The following is a 26176-nucleotide window of genomic DNA, read 5'->3' on the forward strand; positions in this document are numbered from 1 at the left end:
CAAAATTAAGGACGCCTCTTAATCTTTTTAAAAATTGAAGAGCCAAAGGAAAACAAAGTTAGAAAATTTTCAAGCAGGAAACCATTAAAAAATATTCATAAAAAATATTCTCCTTTTCCTGCCCTGGACAATAAATGCCGTCATGCGCTCAGGAAAAGGAGAATAACTTTTTATCCTTAATGATTCTTAATTATTGATCTCTTAAAATGCTTCAGATCACCCAAACAAAACGATTTATTTCTTCAGCAATTCATCCTTAAAAAACTGTCCGGCCCGGGTTGGGGTATAGTTCCAGTCTTTGATTAACTGTGGCGACCAATCGGGATCAAAGACCCAGGCCACCCAGGAGATGCCTTTGGCATCAAAATAATCCATGATGGTACGGCCATATTCCTCATCTCCCAGACAGGGGATGTGAGCGCCCTTCTGATCGGGATACATATATCCAATTTCTGTGGCAATGACCGGATAGTGGTCGGCCACAAATCCGAAGTCACGTTCCCATTGCGGCACCCAGGGCTGTTCCCGCTTCTGCGGATAGGGATGACTGACATAGGCAACATTGTCGAACGGCAAAGGAGAATGCATCAGCGGCGTCAGATCATAGGCCCAGTTAAAGCCGGCCACCAAAACAACGGCATGAGGACTGTTGGCTTGAATAACGGATATGATGTCCGAAACGATTTCGGTCCACTGTTCCCACGACAGCGATCCCAGCTGACCATTAAATGTAGTGGGTTCATTAAATATTTCGTAAAGCGCCACCGCCGGCTCATCGGCATACCGGCGCGAGATGGTATACCAGAACCTTAGCGTCTCCCGGATGGAAGTGTCATACATTTTGGCCTGGAACAATCCGGTTCGCAGGTTCCCGATGGAATGCCAGTCAATGATCACATATAATCCCGACTCTTTGGCCCATTGGATGCCCTGGTCCAGAAGCTTAAGATATTCCTCTTCACCCCGTTCCCGCCAAGCCGAGGGATGCACCGGTAACCGAACGATGTTGGCGCCCCACCGATTCAGTTCTTCAAAAAGTTCTTTCTTCCAATGACCATTTTTTTCCAGCCGGTCCGGATCAGCAATATTAAACCCTTTAAATACAATGGTCTCATTCTGAGCGTTCACAAACTTGTTTCCATCAACAGATATCCGGGTCAGTTTTGTTTCCTGTGCGGAAGCCAACATCATCGCAAGCAGGAAAATCAGATTAATTAATAAAATCTTTCTCTTCATAATGCTTAAAATTATAAAGTTTCATTTTAAAAACCACATAAAAAACACCTCATCAGACAGTTATCATTAAAAACCCATTCAATACTTTCTTAATGTTCCTATGCCTGACTAAGAGAATCAAGAAAAAAGAAAGAAACATTTATAACAATAATGATTTGTCATAAAAGAAATATTCAAACATGATCCCACCATCCTAGTTGTCGGCAACTTAGATTAATCAACACCCATAAAAATATTACTTTTCCATCATCTAAGTGTATGGTTAACACTTTTCAAATATACACATTTCTACACATAAATTCATTGTTTTTTTAAGGAAACGCTATAAAGCATTAATAAATTTTTATTTTTGTAAAATACATATTATTAATAATCAATCCGTTTTTTATTTAAAATTATCATGAAAAAAATTTACACTATCAGTTTTTTGTGTTTCATTCTTTGGATTCCGGGGATATCTCAGAAGGTTAAAAAAGAAAAATTCATACTTCATGTTCCCACCAAACCCCTTATCAAATTAAAAAACAACCCCGAAAGCTATTTCTGTAAAGACTTTCATTTCAATATAGAAGGCTTAAAAAAAACAGAGGAGAATCCCGATTTATTTATTTCAATAAAGTCTTATCCTGCCGCCAAACATTCTAGTTTTTCATTAGAGCATTCCGATAGTTATGGCAATAAAAGTCCAATTACTGACTTTTTATGCACCCAACCATTCGAAGTAACAATAAAAGATTCAAACAAAAACATAATATTCCATCGCACCTACAACATATTTGACTTCATCGATAAGCCGATTATGAACCCTGAGCATGTGGCTACCCCAGATCGATTAGATTCAGATTTATCGATTCAGATGGATATGTCGAGATATTTTTCTTATTTGTTTTCACCGAATTACACACCACGGTTTGAAATTAAGTTGAATTATATCACCAAGAGCCAAAATCATGATGATATTAATTCCGCATTCGAGTCTGCCAAACAAGGCATAGATTTATTCAATCAAAAACATTTTGAGGAAGCAAAAACAGAATTAAACAAAGCATTGGAAATATGGATGAAAGCACTAGAAGAGAAGAATTTATCCAACAAAAAAGCAAGAATCAATAAAAATATCACCAAAGGAATTTATGATAATGTTATCCAAACACTGATCCTGCTGGATAGATTTGAAGAAGCGGATGAATTAATAACTTCTATCCAAAAAGAGATTCAGGGTATTTATGCCGCATTGCTAGGGAAACACTATTATCTTTTAACAAACCTCAAAAACATAAAAATGGCGAATGAGGGCAATTCAGATTTCCATTTTGTAGACCTGGAATATGATGAATCCGTTAAACCCATGGTTAAAGGAGAGGAAAAAATGAAACCAAATTCGCCCCAAGACATCCGGAATCTTCTTCACGGTTCTTGGCGATTTATGCTTATTACTAAGGATGGACTTCCAGCAAGCATCGAAGACTACGATTATAAAAATAGAGAAAAGAACCTTTTAGGTAAGGGGGTAGAACAAATCCTACATTTAAATCCTGACGGAACATCAATCCACCAAGAAGGAGCTTGGGATGAAGGTGAAACACAAAACATGGAGGGAGCCTTTAGCGGATACTGGAGATACACGGCGGTTCCCAACCCTAAAGACCCCGATAAATTACTCTATTTTCTATTTTTCGCCATGGAAAAAGAAGAACTTAACAATGTTATGGAAAACATTCGCTCTCTTGAATATTTAGGTGTTTATTCTATAAACGATAGAAAACTTATTCTTAAAGCCCCTAATTTCAATCCCAACGTTGACGGCAGAGGATATTACGTTCAATTACAAAGAATTGATCGTCCTAAATTTTAACTTTCTCTAAAGAGTGTCTTAAATTTTTACTTCAATTGATTTTTCATCCCTATAACTTTCATCTTAGTTATTGGCCGAACGGAACCCGCATGACCTACAGTTTAGACATGTTCATATTGTGAGAAACCTTCTTGCCATGCTCGTTTCATTTATTTACCTATAACGCAACAACTAATTTATAGCATCAAAAAAATTTAAGACACTCTATTTTTACGCTTGTTCCATTACCCATCAAAAACTCAGCAGCCACTCCAGCAGTCCCGGTTCGCTGAATGCGGCATCCCATGAATTGTGGTTTAACTCCGAATAGAGCGTGTATCGGGTATTTACATTACATTTCCTCAGAACCTCAAAAACCTGTCGGGAATAAACCGATGGCACCACATCATCCTTTCCGCCGTGGAAAAACCAAACCGGAACATGACAATAGGTGGACGTCAAAGCCGGGTCATGACCACCGCAAATGCAAATGGCTGCAGCATATTTCTCAGGCCATCGATATAAAAACTCCAGGGTACCTATGCCGCCCATGGATAACCCCATCACATACATTCGTTCGGGATCTACCCTCCCCGATGCCATCAGCTCTTCTACCAGACTATTGACCAGTTGAGCGGGACGGGGTGCAGAATCACCCAGCGGAAAACTAAATTCCCAGACACCGTCACTGTTTTTCTCCTTGACGCGATGCGTCCACATAACATTGGGCGGACATTGCGGTAATAACACAATGGCGTCCTGCGTGGGGCGACCTTCTTCATCTACAAACAATGCGGCACCGTGTATCAACTGCTTTTCATTATTTACCCCTCTTTCCCCGGCACCGTGCAAAAACAAGATCAAGGGATACTTTCTTCCCGCTTCCATATTTGGGGGATATAATATCCGATAGTTTAAAGTATCATTATCATGAACAAATACATTGGGTAAAAAAGCCTCAAAATGCTGTGCCTTGACATTTATGGCTGTCAGCACAACCAATACCAGTAAACATAAATTTCTCATTGGTCTAATTTTTTTAATTCCCTGATTTAATGGGATTATCCTTATCATTTTTTATTCCCTGCGCATGATGCGCCGATTGGATGCTTATCGACCAACCATTCGATGCGCATCAATTGATTAAATGATGCGCATCAATTTGCGGAAAGATGCGCATCAACGACTTAAACGATGCGCATGAATTTTTTGTTCGAAACTTACAATTGCATCTCCCGTTCATGTGGCAATAAACCTATTCCTGTTATAACAGTTTAATTCAATCCTTTCTCTTGAATCTATTTTACCTTTTGGCCATAAGGAACAGACATAGCTTGCCAATTAACGGCTATACGGTTGCAGAGGGATAAGATGCCCTGGGTGTTTCAACGGTCCTTTATTATTCCCCGCTCTTTATACTTTTGAATGAATTGTCGGTCGAGGCTGTCCGAATCCCCGTACTTCTGTCTGATGCGGTATAGCTTTTGGGTCAATTCAAATACCACGTCCTTATAGGCCGGATCATCATAGACATTATTCAGTTCATTGGGATCTTTTTTCCGGTCGTATAATTCCCATTCATCAATATCGTAATAAAAATGAATTAATTTATACTCTTTTGTCACGATTCCATAATGGCGTTTCACCGCATGAAAACCCGGATATTCATAATAGTGGTAATAAACGGCATCGCGGGTCCACTTTTCAGGTGTTCCCACAAGCAAGGGCATCAGACTTTCCCCTTGCATGTCATCGGGGATTTCGACCCCTGCCGCCTCCAGAAAGGTGGGGGCAAAATCGAGGTTTTGCACCATCTCATCGGATACCGAGCCCGGTTTAATTTTGCCGGGCCAGCGCATCAACAAAGGGGTCTTAAACGATTCGTCATAAATAAATCGTTTGTCGAACCAGCCATGCTCACCAAGGTAAAATCCCTGATCGGAGGTATACACCACAATGGTGTTTTCCTTAAGCCCCGACTGTTCCAAATAATCGAGCACTCGGCCCACATTCTCATCGACAGAGGCAATGCATCCCAGGTAATCCTGCATATAACGCTGATATTTCCATCGTAATAAATCAGAATCATTCATGCTGGGATATAACTTTTTAAATTCTTCGTTGATGGGGCCGTAGACCTCATCCCACTGTTTCTTTTGCTCCTCGGTAAACCGACCATATTTGCTTTTAAATATTTTAAACCCCCAATCGGATGGTTCTTCAATGCCCAGTTCATGTGCAACATCGGGATAGATTTTATTATCCGCTGAAATGGTCATATGATGCAGCAAACTCATTTCAGCTTCTCCGGCCGCTGTTCCACGACCCGCATAATCATCAAAAAGGGTTGCCGGCTCGGGAAATGTTCTTTTTGTAAACTCACGGTAATGTCGAGGCGCAGGATACCACTCCCTGTGTGGCGCTTTGTGCAAATAGAACAAAAGAAAAGGTTGATCCTTTTGACGCTTGCTTTCCAGCCAGTCAAGGGTCAAATCGGTTATAATATCCGTCACATAGCCCGTTATGGTTGTATCGCCTCTTTTCGAAATAAATTCCGGGTTATAATAGTCGCCCTGGTCGGGAAGAATCATGAACTCATCAAAACCTTTGGGATTATTTCCGAAATGCAGTTTTCCGAACATGGCGGTTTGATAACCTTGCTCATGCATGATTTGAGGGAAAGTAATATTGGTCGTATCAAAAGGAAAAACATTATCCACTTTCCCATGCAAATGCGCATGTTTACCTGTTAATATGGTGGCCCTGGATGGTGCACAAATAGAATTGGTAACCGATGCATTGGTAAAAAGCATTCCCTCATGAGCTATTCGATCAATATTGGGTGTTTCAATCAGCTTATTGTTATAGGCACTAATGGCCTGATAGGCGTGGTCGTCACTCATGATGAAGACAATGTTGGGCCTCTTCTTCTCCACCTTTTGTTGCCCGGAACAGGATACAAATAAGGAAAGAAGAAGGATGGGAAACATACTACCCAACCGGGAAAAGTTATATTTGCTCATTTTTAACTGTTTTATCAAATAAAAGGAAATCTCAGTCCACCTTTATTACTTTAGTCCGCTCCGAAATTCCATTTTCATTAAAGGCCTCAATAGAAAAGTAGTATGGCGCATCCCTGTCCAGACAGCGCATAAAGAGTTCATTATCATCGTAAACGAGCCACGACAAATAGAGCTTATCGGGTGCAATACCCCAACGGATGTTGTATCCCTGCGCTCCTTTCACGGGCTTCCAGGTGAGCCGGGCATCTCTGCGGTCGTCCTGCCGCTCCACCCTGAAACCCTTAACTTTGTCCGGTTTCTTGCCCAATCCAATGCCAAACACGCGGACTTCGGACAGTGCCAGATTTCTGCCCGGCACTTTTACATTGTTATAACGAATGTATTTCCCAATCACCGGCTCATTTAGTGGGATATAGGCATTGGGTGAATCTTTGTAGCTATTGCTACGGTCTACTACGGTAATCCAGTTTTCTCCATCGTCCGACACTTCCAGAGTAAAGCGGTGACGTAATCCATCAACCCGCGTATAAATACCAGTTTCATAATCATGAAAATTGAGTTGAAAGGCATAAATCTTTCCGGGGTTTTGCATCTCAATTTGCACCCATTGTTGGTCATCATTGGCCTCGGCCACCCAAAAGGATTTGGGGTTCTCGTCGGTTAACACCTCAGTCAATATATTTCCATAATCATCAGTGGTTGCAGGTAATTCGGTAATTTCAATTTCATCGTCGTTGGTGGTACTCTTTTTAATTTGCAGTTTGGATGAAGAAACCGTTGTTTTTCCTTTATACGATAACAACATCCAACCACAATGCTGTCCGGCTTTAGATGGATGGTCAGGCCCAAAACGAGGGTAATCACCGTAATCGGTATTAGAATACATTAACCCTTCCTTATCAAAATAAACAGGGAACATACAAATTCGGCGTTCCCATTGAGAATTGGAAGCCAGGGCCATGGTTGCAAAATGCCAGTACTGCCCGTTGGTTTGTCGCATGGTCATGCCATGGCCTGCGCCGTTGGTAAATCCGCCCGGCTTAAAGCTCATGGGATTGCTTTTCATATATTCAAAGGGCCCCAGCGGGGAATCCCCGATATAGACTCCGTCGGCATAAACGTTAAACTGAGTGCCCGGTGCAGCGTATTGCAGATAATACTTCCCGTTGTGCTTGATGATGGATGCGCCTTCCATGTATCCTTCCTTAATACGGGGATGAAAATTGTTTTCACCGAAACGCTCCCAGCCATGCTTCTCTTCGTCCAGGTTAATTAACTCCTTAACGACACCTGTTTCCAGCATGCGGTCATCTTTATTAAGCATTTTCACCTTTATGGGATATACATTGGAAGAGCCCCAGTAGAGATAGGTTTTCCCGTCGTCGTCAATAAATACTTCAGAGTCCTGAATATTAGAGGTAATAGACGCTATTGGGGTCCATTTTCCACCTTTGGGGTCATCGGTATAGATGATACTGCCATAGCCTGCGGGGTCGCCGGCAAAATAGATAACCGAATCTTTGTAATTAAAGGCGGCGGGTGCATTGCACCCTTCAAAATACCACTGAACAGGTTTTATAAAGTCCCAGTGAATCAGGTCGCGAGAGTGCCAGTAGCCAAACGAGCGGGTCACAAACATATAGTATTCTCCGCGGAACTCCACCACCGCCGGGTCGGCACCCGAGCGATAGGAAATATTCCGGCTGGAATTATAGACCATATAGGAATAGTCGATGTCCAGGGGATTGCAATAGGTTTGCGGGACCACTTCATCCTGAGCCCATCCGATGTTAACGGCTACCATTAATGCAATAAAAATATACAAAAGCCTCATCACAATATTTTTTTTCCAATGATGATTAATATGCCATTGAACAAGACCACCTCAAAAACAAGAATGTCATGCTCAACGGCATTTTAGATTTCAGGTGACAATAATCTCATAAAAAACTCTGCGTCTTAGCGTCTGCGCGTTTTTATTCACACTAATCCACCAACTCGAACTCCAGATGATTGGATTCATCGGCCGAGTTTTTAGCCACCCATACATCAAACTCGCCCGGTTCGGCCACCCATTCCATATCGATGTTATACATTTTCAACAACTCTTCGTTGATGGTAAATTGTACGGTTTGGGTTTCTCCCTTTTTCAGGAATATCTTTTTAAACCCCTTCAACTCCTTCACGGGACGGGTCACCGACCCCACTTTATCACGCATGTAGAGTTGCACCACCTCTTCGCCATCCCTATTACCGATATTCTTAACATCTACCGAAACCGTCAATGTCTCTCCTCTTCTTAGCTTAGTGTCACAGATTTTAACATTCTCATATTTAAAGGTAGTATAACTTAACCCAAACCCAAAGGGGAAAAGTGGGGAATTGGGCGAATCGATATAGGAAGAGCGATAGTCGGCCGGATGGTTTTCATCGAAGGGACGCCCTGTGTTTTTCATATTATAGAAAATGGGTATTTGTCCGACGTTACGGGGGAAGGTGACCACCAGCCTGGCAGAGGGGTTGTAATCGCCCGACAGGACATCGGCGACGGCGTGGCCTGCCATGATACCCGGGTACCAGGCTTCAACGATGGCATCTACGTTTTCGGCTTCCCATGACAGGTCGAGCGGACGGCCGTTAAACAAGATCAGCACAATGGGTTTTCCTGTTTTTTTGAGTTCTTTCAACAATTCGCGTTGGTTTCCGGGCAGAGTGATGTCGGTACGGCTGGCAGCCTCGCCCGACCAGTTAAAGTTTTCACCCATCGCCACCAGAATAAGGTCGCTGCTTCGTGCAATCCTCACCGCTTCGGCAAACCCGCTGCGGTCGAATCCCTGAGCTGTAGAGACCTGACGGGTTGCACCGTCAATCACCGGCAGAGAAGTTCCTTTGGCATAGTTAAATTTCACAGGCGTGTTGTTGTATTTATCCTGCAGGCCTTCCCAGAGGGTAACAGATTTACTTCGGTCACCTTTAATGGCCCACTCACCGTTAAGGCTTTCCCGTTCTTTTACAAAGGGTCCGATAAGAGCCACCCGCTTAGGAACCTCTTTTCTCAATGGCAAAACATTAGGGTCATACTTCAGCAATACGATGGATCGTTGGGCCACTTCTCTGGCTGCCTGCAGGTGTTGGGGATTCATCAACACTTCTTTTTCCCGTTCCGCATCGCAATACTTATAAGGGTCATCAAACAGCCCCAGTAAAAATTTCATTTCCAGGATACGGGCAACGGCCACATCAATTTGTTTTTCGGAAACCTGGCCTTCCTCAACCAGTTCCTTCAGGTAGGTCACAAACCCTTCGCTGATCATATCCATGTCAATGCCTGCATCCATAGCCAGTTTAGAGGCCTGCTTCAGGTCTTTGGCAAAGCCGTGGGCCACCATTTCCTGAATAGCGGTGTAATCGGTGACCACCATCCCATTAAAGTTCCACTGATGGCGCAAAATGTCCTGAAAAATATATTTGTTACCGGTACAGGGGACACCGTCCAGTTCGTTAAAGGCGGTCATGAATGAAGCCACGCCTTCGTCAACGGCGGCTTTAAACGGCGGCAAATAAGTTTCGTGCAAGGAACGATTCGAGATATCTACGGTATGATAGTCACGCCCTGCCTGAGCGGCCCCATATCCTACAAAATGTTTGGCACAAGCCATCATGGTGTTGGGTTTGGAAAAATCCTTATAACTGTCGATACCCTGGAAACCACGAACGCGAGCACGGGCAATTAGACTGCCCAGATAGACATCTTCACCGGCACCTTCCATGATGCGTCCCCAGCGTGGGTCACGAGAGATATCCACCATGGGGGCAAAATTCCAGGCGACACCTGAAGCTGTAGCTTCTTCGGCCGCGATGCGTGCGCTTTTCTCCATGAGTTGCAGGTCCCATGAACAGGCCTCTGCCAACGGTATGGGGAAAGTGGTTTCCAGACCATGGATAACATCGGCAGCAAAGAGCATGGGAATCTTGAGCCTCGAATATTTCAAGTTTTGCTCCTGCAACATCCTAACATGGTCGGCACCAAAAACATTAAAGGTGCTGCCTATCATCCCTTTTTTCAGATATTCACCCGACCGGGTATTGGCCACCTCGCCGGTCACCGCAAAATTTCCGGAATATTGATTCAACTGGCCAATCTTCTCTTCCAGCGTCATCAGACTCAGCACAGAATCGACTTTCCTTTCTATTGCGGGGTCGCCACTATAGCTTTTCCATTCAACCGCACTTTCATTTACGGATGTATTCCCGCAAGACATCAACCACATAAAAACGCCTATAGCGACAAATGATCTTCTAATTCTCTTCATGATTGCAAAAAGTATCTTTATTATTACATGTTTTATCTAATTCATTACTCTAAAAACCTATTCGCCGAACAACCTGATATTCTACAACCTTCCTCAATCAAAATGCGGACTTGAAAAACCCAGTTTCTTTAATCCGTTTAAGACATCCTCTTCCTGCATAAAAAGGTCCCAGAGCAACCCGGTGCGGTAGTTCTCTATCATCACCGGGACAGGCCCCTGATCGATGGCCAGGTATCGTTTGGGATACCATTCATACTCTTCACTGAAGGCATCGTAAAAGCCATATTTTCCCCATATCTTATTTCCAAGATCTTCGTAAAAATGGCGCAAAACGGGTATGACTGCTTCGGGTGCGTAGGGGATGGATGAGAGTGCTGCCGTTGGTGCTATTACCCCCAAATCAAGGGATGGACAATGGGCGGCATATTCTGCATTTGCGGAATTCCCTTTTTCGGGGACCTCTTCGGTTCTCCCTTTGTAATAGTTTTTTGCCCCCGGAACGCTGTAGCTGGATGTCAAGCCCCAGCTGTTTTCTCCGTATCCCTTATAATCAATAGGGTTATTAATGCAATGCTGACGGTTGATCATGGTATGCGCAACGTTATGTTTCCAATAGTTGGCGTAACGATCGGACAACCCTCTGGGATCGAGCCCCAGATAAGAGTAATGAGCCCAGAACAAAGGTCCTCCTTTGTAAGGATCTACCTGATGATTCAGGGGAAGTTCATATCCAAAGGTGGTCTGAGGTGTGGCCATGTCACCGCCTCTGGCCCACCCCTCATGATAGACCGCCGCATCCACCGGATAGGTGGGTGACGAAGCGGCAAGCACATACATGACCAGACATTCATTATAGCCCTTCACCCCGAAATTCATCTTCCATTCGTGGTTGGGCGACCAATGCCAATACAAAATGTTTTCGCCACGGGTATACCAGTTCCACTCCACTTCACGCCATAAACGATCGATCTTTTGGGCCAGCGCTCTCTCTTCAGCATTCCCGTCTTTGAAGTAGTTCTTGACGGCGAGCAGTCCCTGTACCAAAAACGCCGTCTCCACCAGGTCACCTCCATCATCATAGGTTGAAAAAGGTTTTACTTTTCCGGTCACACCATCGAGCCAATGGGGCCAGGCGCCATGAAAACGGTCGGCCTTTTCCAGAAAGTCCACCGCCTTAATGAATCGCTGCAATACCTGCTCTCGTGTGATGAAACCACGTTCGATGCCAACCAGTATGGCCATCAGACCAAAGCCGCTACCTCCCGTGGTCACGATATGCATATCATTTTGGGGATAATTACCATCCATATGGATACGCTCACGTGCCAGCCCTGAATTGGGTTCGGCCCCATCCCAGAAATATTGAAATGTCCGATATTGAACCAGTGTTAATAAAGAATCCTCAGAAATTCCGTCGGTTGTGTTTTGCGATTGTTCTGTCGATTTTTTCTGAACGTTTCCACATGATGCCTGCAATACCACAACCATTACCACTAAAACCTTTACAAATCCAAATACTCTATTCATATTATATCGCTAATAGTTAAATCCTAATTTTGTTAACCCTTCCTGAATCTCAGGGCACGACATAAGCAGCTCCCAGATAAGTCCGGAACGGTAATTTTCTATCATCACCACAATAGGACCCTGGTCTATTGCCAGATAAGAATCGGCCACCCATCCTTCGGTAATATTGAATGCATCATAAAAACCATAATCGCCCCAGAGTCGGTCGCCCAGTTGATAGTAGAAAAAACGTATGGCCTGTAATGACTCAACCGGTGTATAAGGAAGAGATGAGATGGCGGCCGTAGGTGTAATAACTCCCAGGTCATTGGTGGGGGAATGGGCCGAATAGCCTTCATGGTTATCACTGGCAGTAAGGCCCCAGCAGTCGGGACCGTACCCAACAAAATGGTTGGGATTTTCAATACAATGTTGTCGGTTAATCAAAGTATGGTTCACATTCTGCTCCCAGTAGTCAGCATATTGGTCCGACAGGTTTCGGGGGTCGAGGCCTAAAAAGGAATAGTGTGCAAAGAATAAGGGGCCACCATATTGTTGACCGAGGGGAAGTGTGTATCCATAATATTGGTTGCCGTTAGCCATCTCTCCGTTATCGGCCCACCCTTGATGGTATGCGTCGGTTGGCACCGTGTGGGTAGTGGAAGATGCAGCCAAAACATAGGTAATCAGCGCTTCATTATAGCCTTTTATGGGCATGTTCATGGCCCACCCGTGATTGGATGACCAGTGCCAGTAGAGTACATTTTGACCATCGCGGGTGTACCAATCCCATTCCACAGCGTCCCACAAATCATTGATTTCATCGATCAAAGCTTTTTCACTGGTATCTGAAGCATCCAAATATTGACGGGCAGAGAGCAATCCGGCCACCAGAAATGATGTTTCAACCAAGTCGCCACCATCGTCATAAGTGCTGAATGGCAGCGCATCGCCGGTAGTCCCGTTCAACCAATGGGGCCAGGCGCCATGAAAGCGGTCGGCAGCGGCAAGAAAGTTAACAATCGTATTCAACCGTTCCACCCCTTCCTCTCGGGTTATGAAGCCTCGTTCCATCCCCACCACAATGGCCATAATGCCGAATCCGGTACCACCGGTGGTTACTGTCTCGTCCGATGTGTTTCGTTCACGGGCCATGCCGCTCACAGGGTGAGCAAAATCCCAAAAATACCGGAAGGTTTGTTGTTGTATCTTGGTCAACAATTCTTCATCGGAAATCGCCGGGAATTTGGGCGTTGAAGCCGGTCCGGTGTAAAATGTCAGGTCCAGTCCGTCGAACGGTCGCCCCATCTGCTCTTCCAGCTTCGGGGAAATGGTGAAGAGATATTTGGTGTAGTCGTCTAAATCCTGAGCAACCAAAACGGTGATCCTATTTTCCTCAGTCCGGTTTAAGGTAATATCCACCACCTCATTACCCGAAGTCAAAGAGATGTAGCCGGCAAGATCTTCGGGTGCCAGGTCAACATTAAAATTGAGTTCAATAACCGGGTTTAGATTTACATCTGTAATTGACAAAGCAGAATTGACCTCCTCACCACCAATGGTTATCGATTCTAATTGTAAAGGAGAGGTAAGCGTTGAAAACGTATAATCCAGACCTTCGAACACCTCCCCATTTTCACCTTTCAGGCCGTGCTTTATGGAAAGCGTATAAACACTGTTTTCATCCAGTGTGGGATGTTCGATTTTAAAAAGTTTGTTCTGGTCAAAGGAAGAATACGATAGTTCTATCTCTGCACCGGCCTCAGTGCCTAAAGAAATATTTTCCCGTGCCGACTCCAAACTGACCGATTGGTCAAATTTAATTTCTATCGGCTCGTCAATATCAATATTGTTGTTCTCGCCTCCGACCGAAAGAGCATGCTCCCCTACATAAACATAAGAAACGGAAAGCTTTTCCGGCTCAGGATCAGGATCATTCGTGTCACATGATACCAATATCATCGAAACCAACAACAACCAAAAGAGTACATTACGCATAATCAAAAAGATGTGGTAAAATGAAACGATTAAAACAAGGTAAGTTGGTCACAACAACTTGTATAAACTTGTTCATTCAACTTAACCAAAACCAACAACTTAAATATCTTTTCAAATGGATTTAATTGCAATCGGAAACAGGGTCACAAAAGAACGAGAAAAAGAGAGTTACGATGAATCGTAAAAGAGTGCTTCTTATCCAATCAAATAAAAAATGTAATTCAGCGGTTTCTCCGTGATATCCTGCATAACAATCTATATTACATAGATTCACGGAGAAACACACTGAAGCTTACAGAGTACTAAGACATCAAACAAAAGGTTTTATCAGTTGTGTTGTTTGATTCTATATCCCATCGCTCATCAGCAACCCCACCTCGTCTGCTGTAAGGGCTTTGGGGAACATATAGAGTTCATCCATCCAACTTTGGTCTGAGGTATGTCCCCATCCGTTGAACCGTGGTGAGCCCGACATGATGGACAACAGGTCACAACCGTTCCAGTCGATGCCATCAAAAACGCCCTGGGATACTTCAACCCCGTTAATAAAAACCCGGGCCTCACTATTGCTGATGACAAAGGCAAAGTGCACCCATTCTCCGGTGTTGGGGGTTACATCGGCGGCTTCGCCACCATCGAACCAGGAATCGGCCGTACCATTCCCCGCGTTGAGTTTAAAGCGTTGAGTTGCGCCGTCGTTGGTGGCTTCACGGAAAAACCGGAAACCACTGGTCCGATCGTTCTGAGCATCCGGGTTGGCAGCGTCCTCGGGTCCCATTACCAGAATTCCCGCGCGGCTGGCATCATCATTGATGTTTAACCAGAAGCTGGCGCTAAATTCTTCAGATTGGATATTGAGATCTTCTGCCGAAAAGGTAAGATAAGAATCGGCAGCACCTTTGTAGGCATCTCCGGTAACTCCGGCACCATATTCAAAAGAGGGATTCCCAACAACCGTTGCATCAGCACCACTTACTGCATCCTGATAATCCCCGTTAAAGTCCATATAGAACGAAGCCTCTTCTTTGAGCATGATGGTCCTTATCTCATCCTGTGTCAAGGCTTTGTTAAAAATACGCAATTCATCCATCTGACTACCGTCAGACAAGTGCCCCCATTCGGTCCAGTAGGGTGCTCCCGACATGATGGAAATCAAATCGCAACCGGTCCAGTCAATGCCGTCGAAGGCGCCTTCGGATACTGTTTCCCCGTTGATATAAAGGGCCGCCCGGGTTTCAGAAATGCTAAACGCGATATGAACCCAATCACCGGTATTTACCTCCACATCGGCAGCAGTACCACCGTCGTACCACGAATCGGAATCGCCGGTTCCCACATTCAGCTTAAATCGCTGAGTTGCACCACTGTTGCTGGACTCACGAAATAACCTGAATCCTTTGGTACGGTCGTTATTGTTATCGGCAGGAGGTGCCACCACCAGTATTCCGGCACGCTCAGCCGAAGCGTCAATCTTGAGCCAGAAAGAGGCACTAACGGCCGTAGCTCCCTCCAGTAAAGAAGTCGGGAAAGTAAGGTAGGAATCCGTTGCGCCCTGATAAGCTGTCCCGCCCTGTATGCCTTCCGCGAAGCCGGGGTTACCGACAACTGTAGCCAGAGAAAGAGTATTCATTTCACGGTATTCGTTGTTGAAGGCCATATAGAACACCTCTCCCTCGTACTCGGAAACATAGGGTGGGGATTTCTTAAAGTTGATATTTACAACGGTAGTCTCACCATTCAGATCTGTTGCTTTTATCGTAAAAACATGCGATCCGGTGGTTACCTCATCATAGGTGTATTTCTCCATGAATACTCTATAATCCTTGAAACTGGTAAAAGAGGCCATCTCACTGCCATCCATTTCCAGAACCACCGAGGCAATTTCAATATCATCGCTCACTTCAAAATCGAAGGTGATGGATGCCACCGCATCGTTGGTCTGCAATTCATATCCCTCGGGCGGGAAATTAACGATGACCTGCGGGGCCGATTCATCTTCTCCGGGTTCCACTTTCGAAATATCGTCGATGTATTGTTGATCACAGGCATTGAAAAAACTCAACACCAGTAAAGAAGCGAATATTAATTTTAATGTTTTCATGTTCATCGAGTTTTATTGTAAACCATCAGCCAATTGAGGTAATTCTGCCACCTGGTCGGCCGGGAAAGGGAAATAAGCTTTTTCCATGGTGAAAACTTTGCCGTCATGGCTTAATTCAGCCGTATTTTTGGTTCTCACCATATCGTAATAGCGGGTTCCCCATTCCATGGCGAGTTCAGCAAATTTTTCATCCAGAACATTCTGAGTAGTCACATTTTCCAGGTCACCCAGACCGGCTCTGTTACGAACCATATTAACGGCCTCGTCTGCCGTCATAGATATAGGACCGGTAGCGCCTCTGGTAAGCGCCTCGGCATACATCAAAAGGATTTCGGCATAACGAATTACAATAAAGTTCTTGTTACTGCTATAGGCAGTGCGACCCTCGATAACTTCGGTAGAAGGAATCATGTGTTTTCCACTGGCATATAAAAGGCGGGCATTGTTATTAAAGATATCACCTTCACGATTGGTATTAGAAATCCAGGCAGGGATAGAACCATATTTCTGTTCAAGTTCAGAAATTCCGTCAGGGGTAAACAGAACACTTGTTTCCAGCCGGACGGTTTCACCCCGGTCGAGCATAAAAGTGATATATTTCTGGGTAGGTTCATAGAATCCCCAGCCACCGCCAACACCGGTTACTGCGGGGGTCCAACCCGGGATACCGAAAGGGGCCCATAGAAAATTAAAGCTATCGCCTTCACCCTGATTAAAATCGGAATACTGGAATTCCAGAATATTCTCGTCATTCAATTTTCCGGCAGTTTTAAAGAGATGATAGAAGTCTGATGAAAGGGCAAACTCTCCGGAATCGATAATCTTGGCAGCAGCAGTGGCCACACCCTGATAATCTTCCATTTCCTGATAGGCCAGAGCCTGCAGGGCATACGCGGTATATTGGGTCATTCCACCGGGAATATCGGTCCGTTTGTTGGGATGAACGGCCGGCAAGTTCGGAATGGCTTCATTCATCTCATCCACGATGTATTGCATTACCCCGGCTTTGTTGCTGACGGGGGTGTTCTGAATGTTATCCAGCTCATCGATCACGATACATCCACCAAACGACCTGGCCAGATTGAGGTATAAATAAGCCCGGATCACCCGGCATTCGGCGATATACTGATCGGCCAGGGCCTCGTTATTGGCCGCCGGACGATACTTTTCAATTTCATCCATTGCGGTGAAAATATTGATGATGTCATTATAATGTAATTGCCATACAGAGTTAAGATTCCAGTGACTGGCCTGGTATTTAAACTCATCTTGCTCATGCATAGGCGTCTGATCGCCGGCAGCATTCACATCATCGCCACGAAAGCCCAGCGTCAGAGCTTCTTCCCACGATCTGGTATAAAGGCCCTGATAGGCTCCTAAAAGCGGTAAAACCATATCTTCACCGATGGTGTAATCCACATCGCTAGTGAAAGATTCGTCTTCATAAGGCTCATCCAGCTTATCCGTACATCCGATGCCCCCGGTCAGCAACAGGCTGCTGAATATTAAGGGTGCGAAATATTTTTTGAACTCTTGTATTTTCATCAGTATAAAATTTATCTAAGTTATGGTTAGATGGTACATGCATGACAGAGATTGATACTTTCTCTTTGGCGACAATCTCTCATTGGTCATGCGCGTTTCATCGTCGTATAATTTTTAGAATTTAAGATTTAGCCCCACAGTAAAAACTGAAGGAACAGGATAAAACTGACGATCGATGCCGTTGGGCACTTCGGGGTTAAACCCATTGTAATTAAACAAAGTCAGAGGCTTTTCTGCCGTGAAATAAATTCTGGCATCGGGCATGCCTTCACCCAGCAGTTGTGCCCCTTTTATATTATAGGCCAATTGAATGTTTTGTATCCTGAAAAAGGCGCCATCTTCCAGCAGAAAGTTGCTGAAATTCTGATTCCATCCTCGTCGCAACCCGGATGCCGAAGGATATTTGTTGGAAGTTCCCTCTCCGTTCCACAGGTTGGAGGCCAGTTCGGCATCGATATTGGTATCGTTGGTCCAGATGATTTCGCCGCGTTTACGGTTGAGGATTTTATTTCCGCTCTGTCCCATGAAGCTCATGGAAAACTCGAAGTCTTTATATGTCAACCCTATGGATCCGCCATAGGTAAGCGTAGGGATATAGGATCCTAAGAATACTTTATCGTTATCATCGATCACATCGTTATCATCCTGATCCACAAATTTAAAATCACCGGGAACCAGTCCATTGGCCACGGCAATGGGGTCGGCATCTATTTCGGCCTGATTTTGATATACACCGGCCACTTCATAGCCGTAAAAGGAGAGAATGGGCTCTCCCACCTGAGACCTCTGACGGAACTCGGCACTTCCGCCGTTTATATAGGCTTGACCATAGAGGTCACGTACTTCATTCTTTAGGGTGGCAATATTTCCGCCGGCGGTGAATGCCAAATCCTGAGTTATTTTTCCGGAATAGGTTACCGACAGTTCTAATCCTGAATTACGAATGGTACCTACGTTTCGAAGGATGCTTCCCGACTGAAGTTTAAGGCTGACAGGAATAGCCGCATTCTCGGTGTCACGGATAAAATAATCGGACTCAATGCTTAAATGATTTCCAAACAAATTGGCCGTTAAACCGATGTTGGTACCCTTCACGGTCTCCCATTCCAGATAACCGAAGGTACTGGTGGTAGTCGTTCCGTTCACCTGGGTATCATCGATAGCCAGGAAAACAGGATTGGTGGTGTTGGCACCGTCCTGACGACTGATTCTGTCGTTACCAAGCTTACCCCAGCCACCACGCAATTTAAGGTAGTTCACAAAGTCTATTCCCTGGAAAAAACCTTCTTCCGAGACCACCCATCCTAATCCGAAGGCTGGAAATGTACCCCATCTTTCCTGATATTTGGAGGTTCCCTCACGACGAAGAGTAAAGTAAGCCAGGTATTTGTTGGCATAATTGTAGGACAACCGTCCAAAATAGGACAAACCATAAATTCTTTCGGCATTGTCGTTGGCATACTTGGAGGATTCAGACCGCGACTGACCAATATACCACGCATTTTCGTTTAATGGAATATCCTCTGCCGATCCGCTTAAATAGTCGTACCATTCATCGCGATACGATGTCCCAACCATAGCACTAATCGTATGTTTTCCAAAACGATCGTTGTATGTCAAAGTATTATCGAAAAACTGGTTGACATCGGTAGTTCTCGATGACGAAATGGTCGAAAGATCTCTATTGGTATCGTTGGAGATGTAATAAGGCAATCCCACACTTCTGGCCTTAAGAAACATCATTGACACATTGTAATTACTTTTAAAGGAAAGTTTTTCAGGGATCAGATCAACTTGTCCGTAAACCCCCGACAGCACTTTTCTGATATCCTGTCTGTTTTCATTAAATGCCAGGCTGAGAAAAGGATTCTGCGATCCGCGGTAGCCAAGAATCTGAGCACTGGAATAGCGACTGGGATATTTGGTTCCTGCATTCACCAATGATTCATAATTCTCGTCATCATACACCGGTAATATGGGTACCGCATGGTAGGCCTTGAACCAGGCTGCATCATCGGCAATATACCTGATACCATTACTCAGATTGAAATTGACCCCGGCCTTCAGCCAATTATTGGCCTGATGATCGATTTTAGACCTTATATTCATCCGCTGGTAAGAATTCTTGGCCTTTAACAACCCTTCCTGATCGAAATAACTAACCCCCAAAGAGTAGGTTGTTTTATCGTTACCTCCCGCTACGGACAAAGAATGGTTTTGCTGAATCGCGTAAGATTCCATGATTTCGGCATACCAGTCGGTGTTCACATCCGGAACATTGGGATTAATACGGCTACGGCCATATCGTTGCATGGCATTTTCGATATAACTGAGATCTTCAGGTGCGCCCGTTTGATTTATATACTCCACAAACTGCTCGGCATTAGCCATCTTCATCACATTTTGCGGCACCTGAACACCAAAGTAACCATCATAAGTAATGGATGAGCGGCTGTTAAGTGAACCCTGGCGAGTGGTAATAAGCACCACCCCGTTGGCAGCACGAACCCCATAAATGGCCGATGCCGAGGCATCTTTAAGGACCGAGAGGGTTTCTATGTCCGAAGGGTTCAAAAAATCAATATTATCGAAGTACATTCCGTCGACCACATATAATGGCGAAGAATTGCTACTTCCCGGGAAAGAGCCAACCCCTCTGATTCGAACTGTGGGTTCACTCCCCGGCGAACCGGCATTCACAATCTGCACACCGGCCACCTTTCCCTGCAGCGCCTGCATGGTTTGTCCGGCGGGCGTTTTAACCAGTTCCTCCGACTTCAAAGTGGTTATGGCGGAAGTCAGGTCTTTAACCTTGATCTGGCCATACCCTACCACGACCACCTCGTCCAGGTCGACCATCGCTTCATCCAATTGAACATTTACAAGGCTTCGGCCGTCAACGGAAACCGTCTGGCTCTTCAAGCCTATAAAACTGAAAACCAGCGTTGCATCCGGAGGGACATTCAGCGTATAATTACCATCTATATCGGTAATGGTACCCATGGTGGTTCCCTCTATTATAATGGAGACCCCGGGGATACCAAGATTTTCCGAATCTGTCACTTTACCCCGGACAGTAATTTCTTCCTGTCCGAAAGCAAAAACAGATATCCATAAAAAACAAATGATGAACAGAGATTTTCTCATGACGTTACATTTTTTTCATTTTACTGGCTTAAAATTAAGCCTCATTGCAGACGTTGGTAAAGTAATTTACTACACTAAAAATACTCATTGTTAAAAAATGTATTTTCACAATTCACTTTTACTACACCATCACAACACTCATTTTGCTTTTATAATTGTTTTTCAATATCTTGTGAATCCACTTTTTTTATATTTCTCCAATGAAAAATTCTTCCTGACAACCGAAAAAGTGAAGCGGATTTTGACTTTTCCTTGGCTCCGAATCTTTCATTAATACTAAATGCCTCCGGAACCGGAAACAAATTCCCGTATTTTAAACATAGAAGGACCGAAAAAAACACAAAATTCGGATAATTTTGTACTTTGTTAACGCAGCAAAAGGCCCCATATCGTCGCACCGCAGAACATGTTGACCGGCCACAATACGAATTAGGGCCCCTCAATCGGCTAAATAGGAATTGAAATAACAGGACTGAATATGAAGATTACTTTCGAAAGAAACCACCCCCCCATCCTTTCTCCAATCCTCATTATTTTATCCGCTATACTTTTTGGGGCTCCTTTTTCGGGCTCAGCAGCGCCAATTGATCAATATCAAGTCATTAATTTTAATAAAAACCACTACCTCGGAGCCAACAAAAACTGGTGTATCAACTTCGACTCGGAAGGATTTACCTATTTTGGCAACACCATCGGCCTCATCGAATTCGACGGCGTTTCGTGGCACATCTACCCTTCACCCAACGGATTCGCCATCCGAACCATCGCCATCGATAGCAACAATCGCATATATACCGGAGGTTACAGAGAAATCGGCTTTTGGGAACGCAACAATCTGGGAACTCTGAATTACACCTCATTGACCGAACAGGTGGAACACTACTTTGCTAAAAACGAAGAGTTTTGGAATATCTTCATCATTGACGACAAGATTTATTTTCAATCGTTTTCCGGAATATATATCTATTCCGATGGCCAGTTTGAATTTATCAGAATCAATGGTTTTATTTCCCGATCGGACGTATTAAACCAGGAACCGGTTATTGCCATTCAGGGGAGAGGACTATATCGAATAAACAACAACAGTTACAGTCCCTTGCTGGAATCGTCTTTCTTTCGGGACAAAAAAATCAACTTCTTTTCAGAATATCAAACAAACAACCAATACCTGATTGGCACCGAAAGTCATGGAATGTTCCTGTATGACGGAGCAACGCAACAACTAAAAGAATGGTTCTCTGAACAAAAAGATTTCTTGATCCGAAACAACATTAATAAAGGGATAAAAAGGCCGGACGGATCCTTCGCCATAGGAACCATTCTCAATGGCGTCATCATCCTCTCGGAAAACGGGACGGTGCAACATCACCTCACCATTCAATCGGGCCTACAAAGCAACACGGTCCATTCCCTGACATGCGATACCACCGGGAACATCTGGGTAGCATCGGACAAAGGGCTGGATTTTATCTCTTTTGCGGACTCAACCTCCTACAATCTTTTTACAAAGCATTCACCCGGTGCCATGTACTCGGCAGGCATCCACAACGGACTTTTTTATGTGGGTACCAACCAGGGGTTGTTCTATCGTAAATGGGATCAATCTAACACCCCTTTCACTCTGGTCCAGGGCACCCAAAGACAAGTATGGGATTGTAAAGTTATCGACGAAACGCTTTTCGTAGGTCACAACTCAGGAACTTTTATTGTTGACGGCGGAAAAGCCCAAAAAATTTCTGATATTGCCGGAGGCTATTCCATCACCTCGATTCCCGGTCACCCCGATTTTTTGCTACAATGTACCTTCTCCGATCTGGTGGTTTACCAAAAAATAAACGGAAAGTGGCAATTTGCTCATACGGTTAAAGGATTCAGCGACCTGATCCGATTTGTTGAATTCGATCATCGAAACAACCTGTGGGCCGGCCATCTTTATCACGGGCTGTATAAGTTAAATTTAAATGAATCGTTGGATTCCGTTGTACAAATAAAACATTACGGAAAAGATTCAAACATTTGGCGAAAAGGAAGCAGCTTACGCGTTTTCAACATCGAGAACCGCATTATCTTTTCCAATAATGATTCTCTATACACCTATGATGACCTGACCGACCAAATTGTCCCCTACGAATTTCTAAACAACCATCTGGGTGATTATGCCTCTTCATTTCTCATTGTTCCGGCCCCCGACAACCGATATTGGTTTATGAATGAGCACGGGATAGCGCAGTTTCAAATCAAACAGGATAGAATTCAAAAAATCAAAGAGTTCCCGCTCTCTCTCTTCCGGAACAATCTGATCCCAAGAGAAGAGAACATTGTCACGGTAGATCGTCACAAAGCCATTCTTTGTCTCGAAAATGGCTATGCCATCCTCGACACGGAGTCGAAAGACAGCGGCGATCAAATAACCCGGGAAACACTGAAAATCAGAGCAATTATCACCCAATCACAGACAGGAGAGCCAAAGAAGCTCTCTCCTTACCAGGGGAAGCTCAGCATTCCTTTCGCACAAAACAATCTCACCTTAAGATATTCCTTCCCGCTCTTTTCGGCTGAACCCGTTCAATATCAGTATAAAATTGAAGGGTTAACCCCCCGGTGGTCGGCTCCCCTCGAATCACCGGTTTTCACCATTAACCGGATTCCTGCAGGTGAATATGTTATTAAAGTGAGAGCAACCAATCAATGGGAAAAAACGTCTGCAACTCATGAATTGCAGCTCGAAGTAGCCCCGCCCTGGTACCAGTCAACCCCTGCCTTTTTCATTTACGCATTGGTCTTTTCCGGCCTCTTTTACCTGGGGAAACACATTACCGTAAAACGGGTCAAACTTTACGAAAAGCATAAACGTGAAGAAAAGGAACGTGAATTAATTCGACTTAGAAACGAAAAACTTCAGTCGGAACTCTCCTTCAAAAGTCGGCAGCTGGCCAACTCCACGCTTGAGATGATTAAGAAAAATGAATTTCTGATGGCCCTAAAAGACAAACTGAAAAAGCAGAAAGAACAACTGGGCACTCGCTATCCCGACAAATACTACAACGAACTGATCAGGAAAATTGACGATCACATTTCAGGTGGTGACGACTGGAAAATTTTTGAGCATAACTTTAATCAGGCTCATGAAACATTCCTTCAATCCATCAAAGAGGCTTATCCACAGCTCACCCCCAGTGACCTCCGGCTCTGTGCTTTTCTGAGAATTAACCTTACCTCCAAAGAGATTGCACCGCTATTGGGCATTTCTGTGCGAGGCGTCGAAAATCACCGATACCGGCTTAGAAAAAAACTGGAACTATCCCCCGATACCGACCTCACTGAATTTATCCTCTCGTTCCGAGACGGTAAAAAGGAATAATCCGGGCGAGGCAAAAACGTCTATCCCAACTTAGCAGTTATCTTCTAAAACGCAGAGATGCTAAGCGCAGAGTTTTTTGATGAGAATGGCAGTCATATCTCATAGATTCCCACTCATGGCGATCCCCTATTTATAGCCATATCTGATTTACCGGGAATCGTCTTCCTCTTCACAAGGTTCGATACGGCCGCTATAGCGTATGGACTCTCGGTTATTACTGGTGACGGTAAGTGAGGTATCCCCATCGTAACCAATATCCAGCATGATGCGATACCTATCCCGATCCTTCACTTCAAACGAGTACAGAATCCTTAATTTATTGGGTTTCTCTACCACCGACAGTTCATTTACCACACCCGAAAACCTTATCCCGCCCGGCTCACCATAATCCACATGATAAGCCCTTCCGAAAAAGGGCAGATGAGCAGTAGCAAGTGAATCTGTCACACTCAGAAAGCCATAATTGGTAGTCAGATCAATCGAGGCGCCTCCCTGCGGAAAGGCTCTTTGGGCTTCAAACAGAAAACATCCCCCTTTTACAAGGTCAAGGGTCGCCTGATATTGCGCCCGGCGTTTCTCCTTTTTGTTTGGTGTTGCTGAATGAGCAAGCGGTGTCATGTTTAAGAAAACTATTCCCACCAATATTAACAACATCTGCTTCATAATCGGATTGTTTTATAATCAAAAAAAACAGAATCAACAACCTAAAAATCAGGAATCCCCAACTATTTATCCGGCTTTTCAACCCTTCTAAAATGTTCTCTCCCCGCAAAAAAATCACCTTTCACCATTCGTTTGAACTCCGACCGGGTAGGTCGTACCAGAAAGTAGGCAACATCTCCTTCGCTATTCTTAATGGTTTCCACTCCTGTAATCTTACTAAGAAGATCTATCTTCCCACGATCTTTGCTACCAATATCAATCAATCGCAAATCAAATCCATCATCCCCATTTTCTATCAAAAACACATCCCACTCCTCCTCTTCTTGCATACTCAACACATAATAATTCTTGTATTTCTTTAATACCATGTTGCCGGACAACAATGATCTCTTTAAACATTCCGAATCCATATTGCCAAATCCATATTCAAACCCCTGAGATGTAACCAGAAGCGTATCCCCTTCTTCATCCACATAAAATCCGGATAGCTCTTTCGGGAATCTTGCCAAGTCTCTGGCACCCTCCGGTTGCGGTTGATCAAAACGAACCGGCGTACATGAGGCCAATACGGAGCAAACCAATAACGTAAAAAAAGTATACCTCATCTTTCCAACATTTTAGATTTTTAGACTTAATATTTTCTGATGCTTCTTTTCTGTTTTCTATTGCAAGTCATCAATTTACAACAATTTGCCAAGCTTTGACAATAGATTCAGTTAGTAAAAATTTATTTAACATATTGGCCCAATAAAACGCGCATGGCCGGGAGTTATACTCTCCCTTTCCCGAAGAATCGGGATAAGTGGTGATAACCCCTTTTGCCATGCGCGTTTTTGTTGTTGCAATTAAATATTTTGACCTGCCAAAACACAGAAAATCATAAACCTCAGATTCAATTAAAACCTATCATCTAAAAATCTAATCACCTAGAAATTCTTTATTTTGGCATAACGGTATTCATCGCAAACCGTATTATTCTTTATGACCGCTTTCTCAAAAATGCCCTCCAGTTTAAATCCCGCTTTCTCCAGAACCCGTTGCGAACCTTTGTTATAGGAAAAAACGCCGGCATCAATCCTTATCAACCCCAATTGATTAAAGCCATAGTCCACCATCAAATTCACGGCGGTGGTAGCAATTCCTCTATTCCAATAGGGTTCTCCCAACCAGTAACCAATAGCAGCACTCATCCGGTAAATGTCGTTTTTTTGTTCCAGCCCAATGGTTCCCACAAACTCGTTCTTATACTCGATGGCAAAAGTCCCTGGTGGATCCATCTTCCTGCAAAAATCTATAAACTCATGGGCATCTTTCTCAAAATAGGGGAAAGGCAACGAATCACGAACATTATCCCAGATTTTGCGATTATTGATGAGTTGGATTATGGAGTCGGCATCTGAATGCCTGAACTCCCTTAACGTCACATGATGGTTTTTTAGCTCCATAAAC

15 protein-coding genes are annotated in these 26176 nt (G+C 44.1%); 2 read left to right on the forward strand and 13 right to left on the reverse strand.

Annotated features, from left to right (window positions below; all coding sequences use genetic code 11):
* Nucleotides 1-234 precede the first annotated feature (234 nt).
* Entirely contained in the window at nucleotides 235-1236 is a 1002-nt protein-coding gene (locus tag ACT29H_RS00885; RefSeq protein WP_444819703.1) for a glycoside hydrolase family 5 protein, read from the reverse strand.
* Between the two features lie 400 nt (nucleotides 1237-1636).
* Between ACT29H_RS00885 and ACT29H_RS00890 the strand changes: the two genes are divergently transcribed.
* Complete coding sequence (locus ACT29H_RS00890) at nucleotides 1637-3091, forward strand: hypothetical protein (RefSeq protein ID WP_444819704.1); 1455 nt, start codon at nucleotides 1637-1639, stop codon at nucleotides 3089-3091.
* Between the two features lie 231 nt (nucleotides 3092-3322).
* Here ACT29H_RS00890 and ACT29H_RS00895 read toward each other — a convergent pair whose 3' ends face one another.
* From ACT29H_RS00895 to ACT29H_RS00935, 9 genes are all read right to left on the reverse strand, one after another.
* Nucleotides 3323-4096, reverse strand: a complete 774-nt coding sequence (locus ACT29H_RS00895) for a prolyl oligopeptidase family serine peptidase (RefSeq protein ID WP_444819705.1) — start codon at nucleotides 4094-4096, stop codon at nucleotides 3323-3325.
* Between the two features lie 359 nt (nucleotides 4097-4455).
* Nucleotides 4456-6093, reverse strand: coding sequence for a sulfatase family protein (locus tag ACT29H_RS00900; RefSeq protein ID WP_444819706.1), 1638 nt, complete (start codon nucleotides 6091-6093; stop codon nucleotides 4456-4458).
* 31 nt (nucleotides 6094-6124) lie between these two features.
* Nucleotides 6125-7927, reverse strand: a complete 1803-nt coding sequence (locus ACT29H_RS00905; RefSeq protein WP_444819707.1) for a family 43 glycosylhydrolase — start codon at nucleotides 7925-7927, stop codon at nucleotides 6125-6127.
* Between the two features lie 151 nt (nucleotides 7928-8078).
* Nucleotides 8079-10406, reverse strand: a complete 2328-nt coding sequence (gene bglX, locus ACT29H_RS00910; protein ID WP_444819708.1) for a beta-glucosidase BglX — start codon at nucleotides 10404-10406, stop codon at nucleotides 8079-8081.
* Between the two features lie 93 nt (nucleotides 10407-10499).
* Nucleotides 10500-11933: a glucoamylase family protein gene (locus ACT29H_RS00915; protein ID WP_444819709.1), complete on the reverse strand. Its 1434-nt coding sequence runs from the start codon at nucleotides 11931-11933 to the stop codon at nucleotides 10500-10502.
* A gap of 9 nt (nucleotides 11934-11942) precedes the next feature.
* Nucleotides 11943-13910, reverse strand: a complete 1968-nt coding sequence (locus ACT29H_RS00920; protein WP_444819710.1) for a glucoamylase family protein — start codon at nucleotides 13908-13910, stop codon at nucleotides 11943-11945.
* 346 nt (nucleotides 13911-14256) lie between these two features.
* Nucleotides 14257-16011 (reverse strand): LamG domain-containing protein, encoded by a 1755-nt coding sequence (locus ACT29H_RS00925; protein ID WP_444819711.1) that lies wholly within the window; start codon nucleotides 16009-16011, stop codon nucleotides 14257-14259.
* A gap of 12 nt (nucleotides 16012-16023) precedes the next feature.
* Entirely contained in the window at nucleotides 16024-17556 is a 1533-nt protein-coding gene (locus ACT29H_RS00930) for a RagB/SusD family nutrient uptake outer membrane protein (protein WP_444819712.1), read from the reverse strand.
* Nucleotides 17557-17670: 114 nt separating this feature from the next.
* A complete protein-coding gene (locus ACT29H_RS00935; RefSeq protein ID WP_444819713.1) occupies nucleotides 17671-20703 on the reverse strand; it encodes a SusC/RagA family TonB-linked outer membrane protein in 3033 nt (1010 codons plus the stop codon).
* Nucleotides 20704-21181: 478 nt separating this feature from the next.
* Between ACT29H_RS00935 and ACT29H_RS00940 the strand changes: the two genes are divergently transcribed.
* Nucleotides 21182-24064: a two-component regulator propeller domain-containing protein gene (locus ACT29H_RS00940; RefSeq protein ID WP_444819714.1), complete on the forward strand. Its 2883-nt coding sequence runs from the start codon at nucleotides 21182-21184 to the stop codon at nucleotides 24062-24064.
* A 147-nt stretch (nucleotides 24065-24211) separates the two neighbouring features.
* Here the strand turns inward: ACT29H_RS00940 and ACT29H_RS00945 are convergent, their stop codons facing one another.
* The 3 genes from ACT29H_RS00945 to ACT29H_RS00955 all read right to left on the reverse strand — a co-directional run bounded on the left by ACT29H_RS00945 (nucleotide 24212) and on the right by ACT29H_RS00955 (nucleotide 26172).
* Nucleotides 24212-24727, reverse strand: a complete 516-nt coding sequence (locus ACT29H_RS00945) for a DUF4251 domain-containing protein (RefSeq protein WP_444819715.1) — start codon at nucleotides 24725-24727, stop codon at nucleotides 24212-24214.
* Nucleotides 24728-24789: 62 nt separating this feature from the next.
* On the reverse strand, nucleotides 24790-25332 hold the full coding sequence (locus ACT29H_RS00950; protein ID WP_444819716.1) for a hypothetical protein: 543 nt from the start codon (nucleotides 25330-25332) through the stop codon (nucleotides 24790-24792).
* Nucleotides 25333-25653: 321 nt separating this feature from the next.
* Complete coding sequence (locus tag ACT29H_RS00955; RefSeq protein ID WP_444819717.1) at nucleotides 25654-26172, reverse strand: GNAT family N-acetyltransferase; 519 nt, start codon at nucleotides 26170-26172, stop codon at nucleotides 25654-25656.
* Nucleotides 26173-26176 lie beyond the last annotated feature (4 nt).

This window comes from Thermophagus sp. OGC60D27 (assembly GCF_052400625.1).
Classification (GTDB): domain Bacteria; phylum Bacteroidota; class Bacteroidia; order Bacteroidales; family Marinilabiliaceae; genus Thermophagus.

Bases quoted from the DNA above. Each gene is read 5' to 3' on its own strand.
- ACT29H_RS00885 (WP_444819703.1), bottom strand. From the start codon at position 1,236: ATGAAGAGAAAGATTTTATTAATTAATCTGATTTTCCTGCTTGCGATG.
- ACT29H_RS00930 (WP_444819712.1), bottom strand. From the start codon at position 17,556: ATGAAAATACAAGAGTTCAAAAAATATTTCGCACCCTTAATATTCAGC.
- bglX (WP_444819708.1), bottom strand. From the start codon at position 10,406: ATGAAGAGAATTAGAAGATCATTTGTCGCTATAGGCGTTTTTATGTGG.
- ACT29H_RS00935 (WP_444819713.1), bottom strand. From the start codon at position 20,703: ATGAGAAAATCTCTGTTCATCATTTGTTTTTTATGGATATCTGTTTTT.
- ACT29H_RS00945 (WP_444819715.1), bottom strand. From the start codon at position 24,727: ATGAAGCAGATGTTGTTAATATTGGTGGGAATAGTTTTCTTAAACATG.
- ACT29H_RS00900 (WP_444819706.1), bottom strand. From the start codon at position 6,093: ATGAGCAAATATAACTTTTCCCGGTTGGGTAGTATGTTTCCCATCCTT.
- ACT29H_RS00920 (WP_444819710.1), bottom strand. From the start codon at position 13,910: ATGCGTAATGTACTCTTTTGGTTGTTGTTGGTTTCGATGATATTGGTA.
- ACT29H_RS00940 (WP_444819714.1), top strand. From the start codon at position 21,182: ATGAAGATTACTTTCGAAAGAAACCACCCCCCCATCCTTTCTCCAATC.
- ACT29H_RS00905 (WP_444819707.1), bottom strand. From the start codon at position 7,927: ATGAGGCTTTTGTATATTTTTATTGCATTAATGGTAGCCGTTAACATC.
- ACT29H_RS00925 (WP_444819711.1), bottom strand. From the start codon at position 16,011: ATGAAAACATTAAAATTAATATTCGCTTCTTTACTGGTGTTGAGTTTT.
- ACT29H_RS00890 (WP_444819704.1), top strand. From the start codon at position 1,637: ATGAAAAAAATTTACACTATCAGTTTTTTGTGTTTCATTCTTTGGATT.
- ACT29H_RS00895 (WP_444819705.1), bottom strand. From the start codon at position 4,096: ATGAGAAATTTATGTTTACTGGTATTGGTTGTGCTGACAGCCATAAAT.
- ACT29H_RS00915 (WP_444819709.1), bottom strand. From the start codon at position 11,933: ATGAATAGAGTATTTGGATTTGTAAAGGTTTTAGTGGTAATGGTTGTG.
- ACT29H_RS00955 (WP_444819717.1), bottom strand. From the start codon at position 26,172: ATGGAGCTAAAAAACCATCATGTGACGTTAAGGGAGTTCAGGCATTCA.
- ACT29H_RS00950 (WP_444819716.1), bottom strand. From the start codon at position 25,332: ATGAGGTATACTTTTTTTACGTTATTGGTTTGCTCCGTATTGGCCTCA.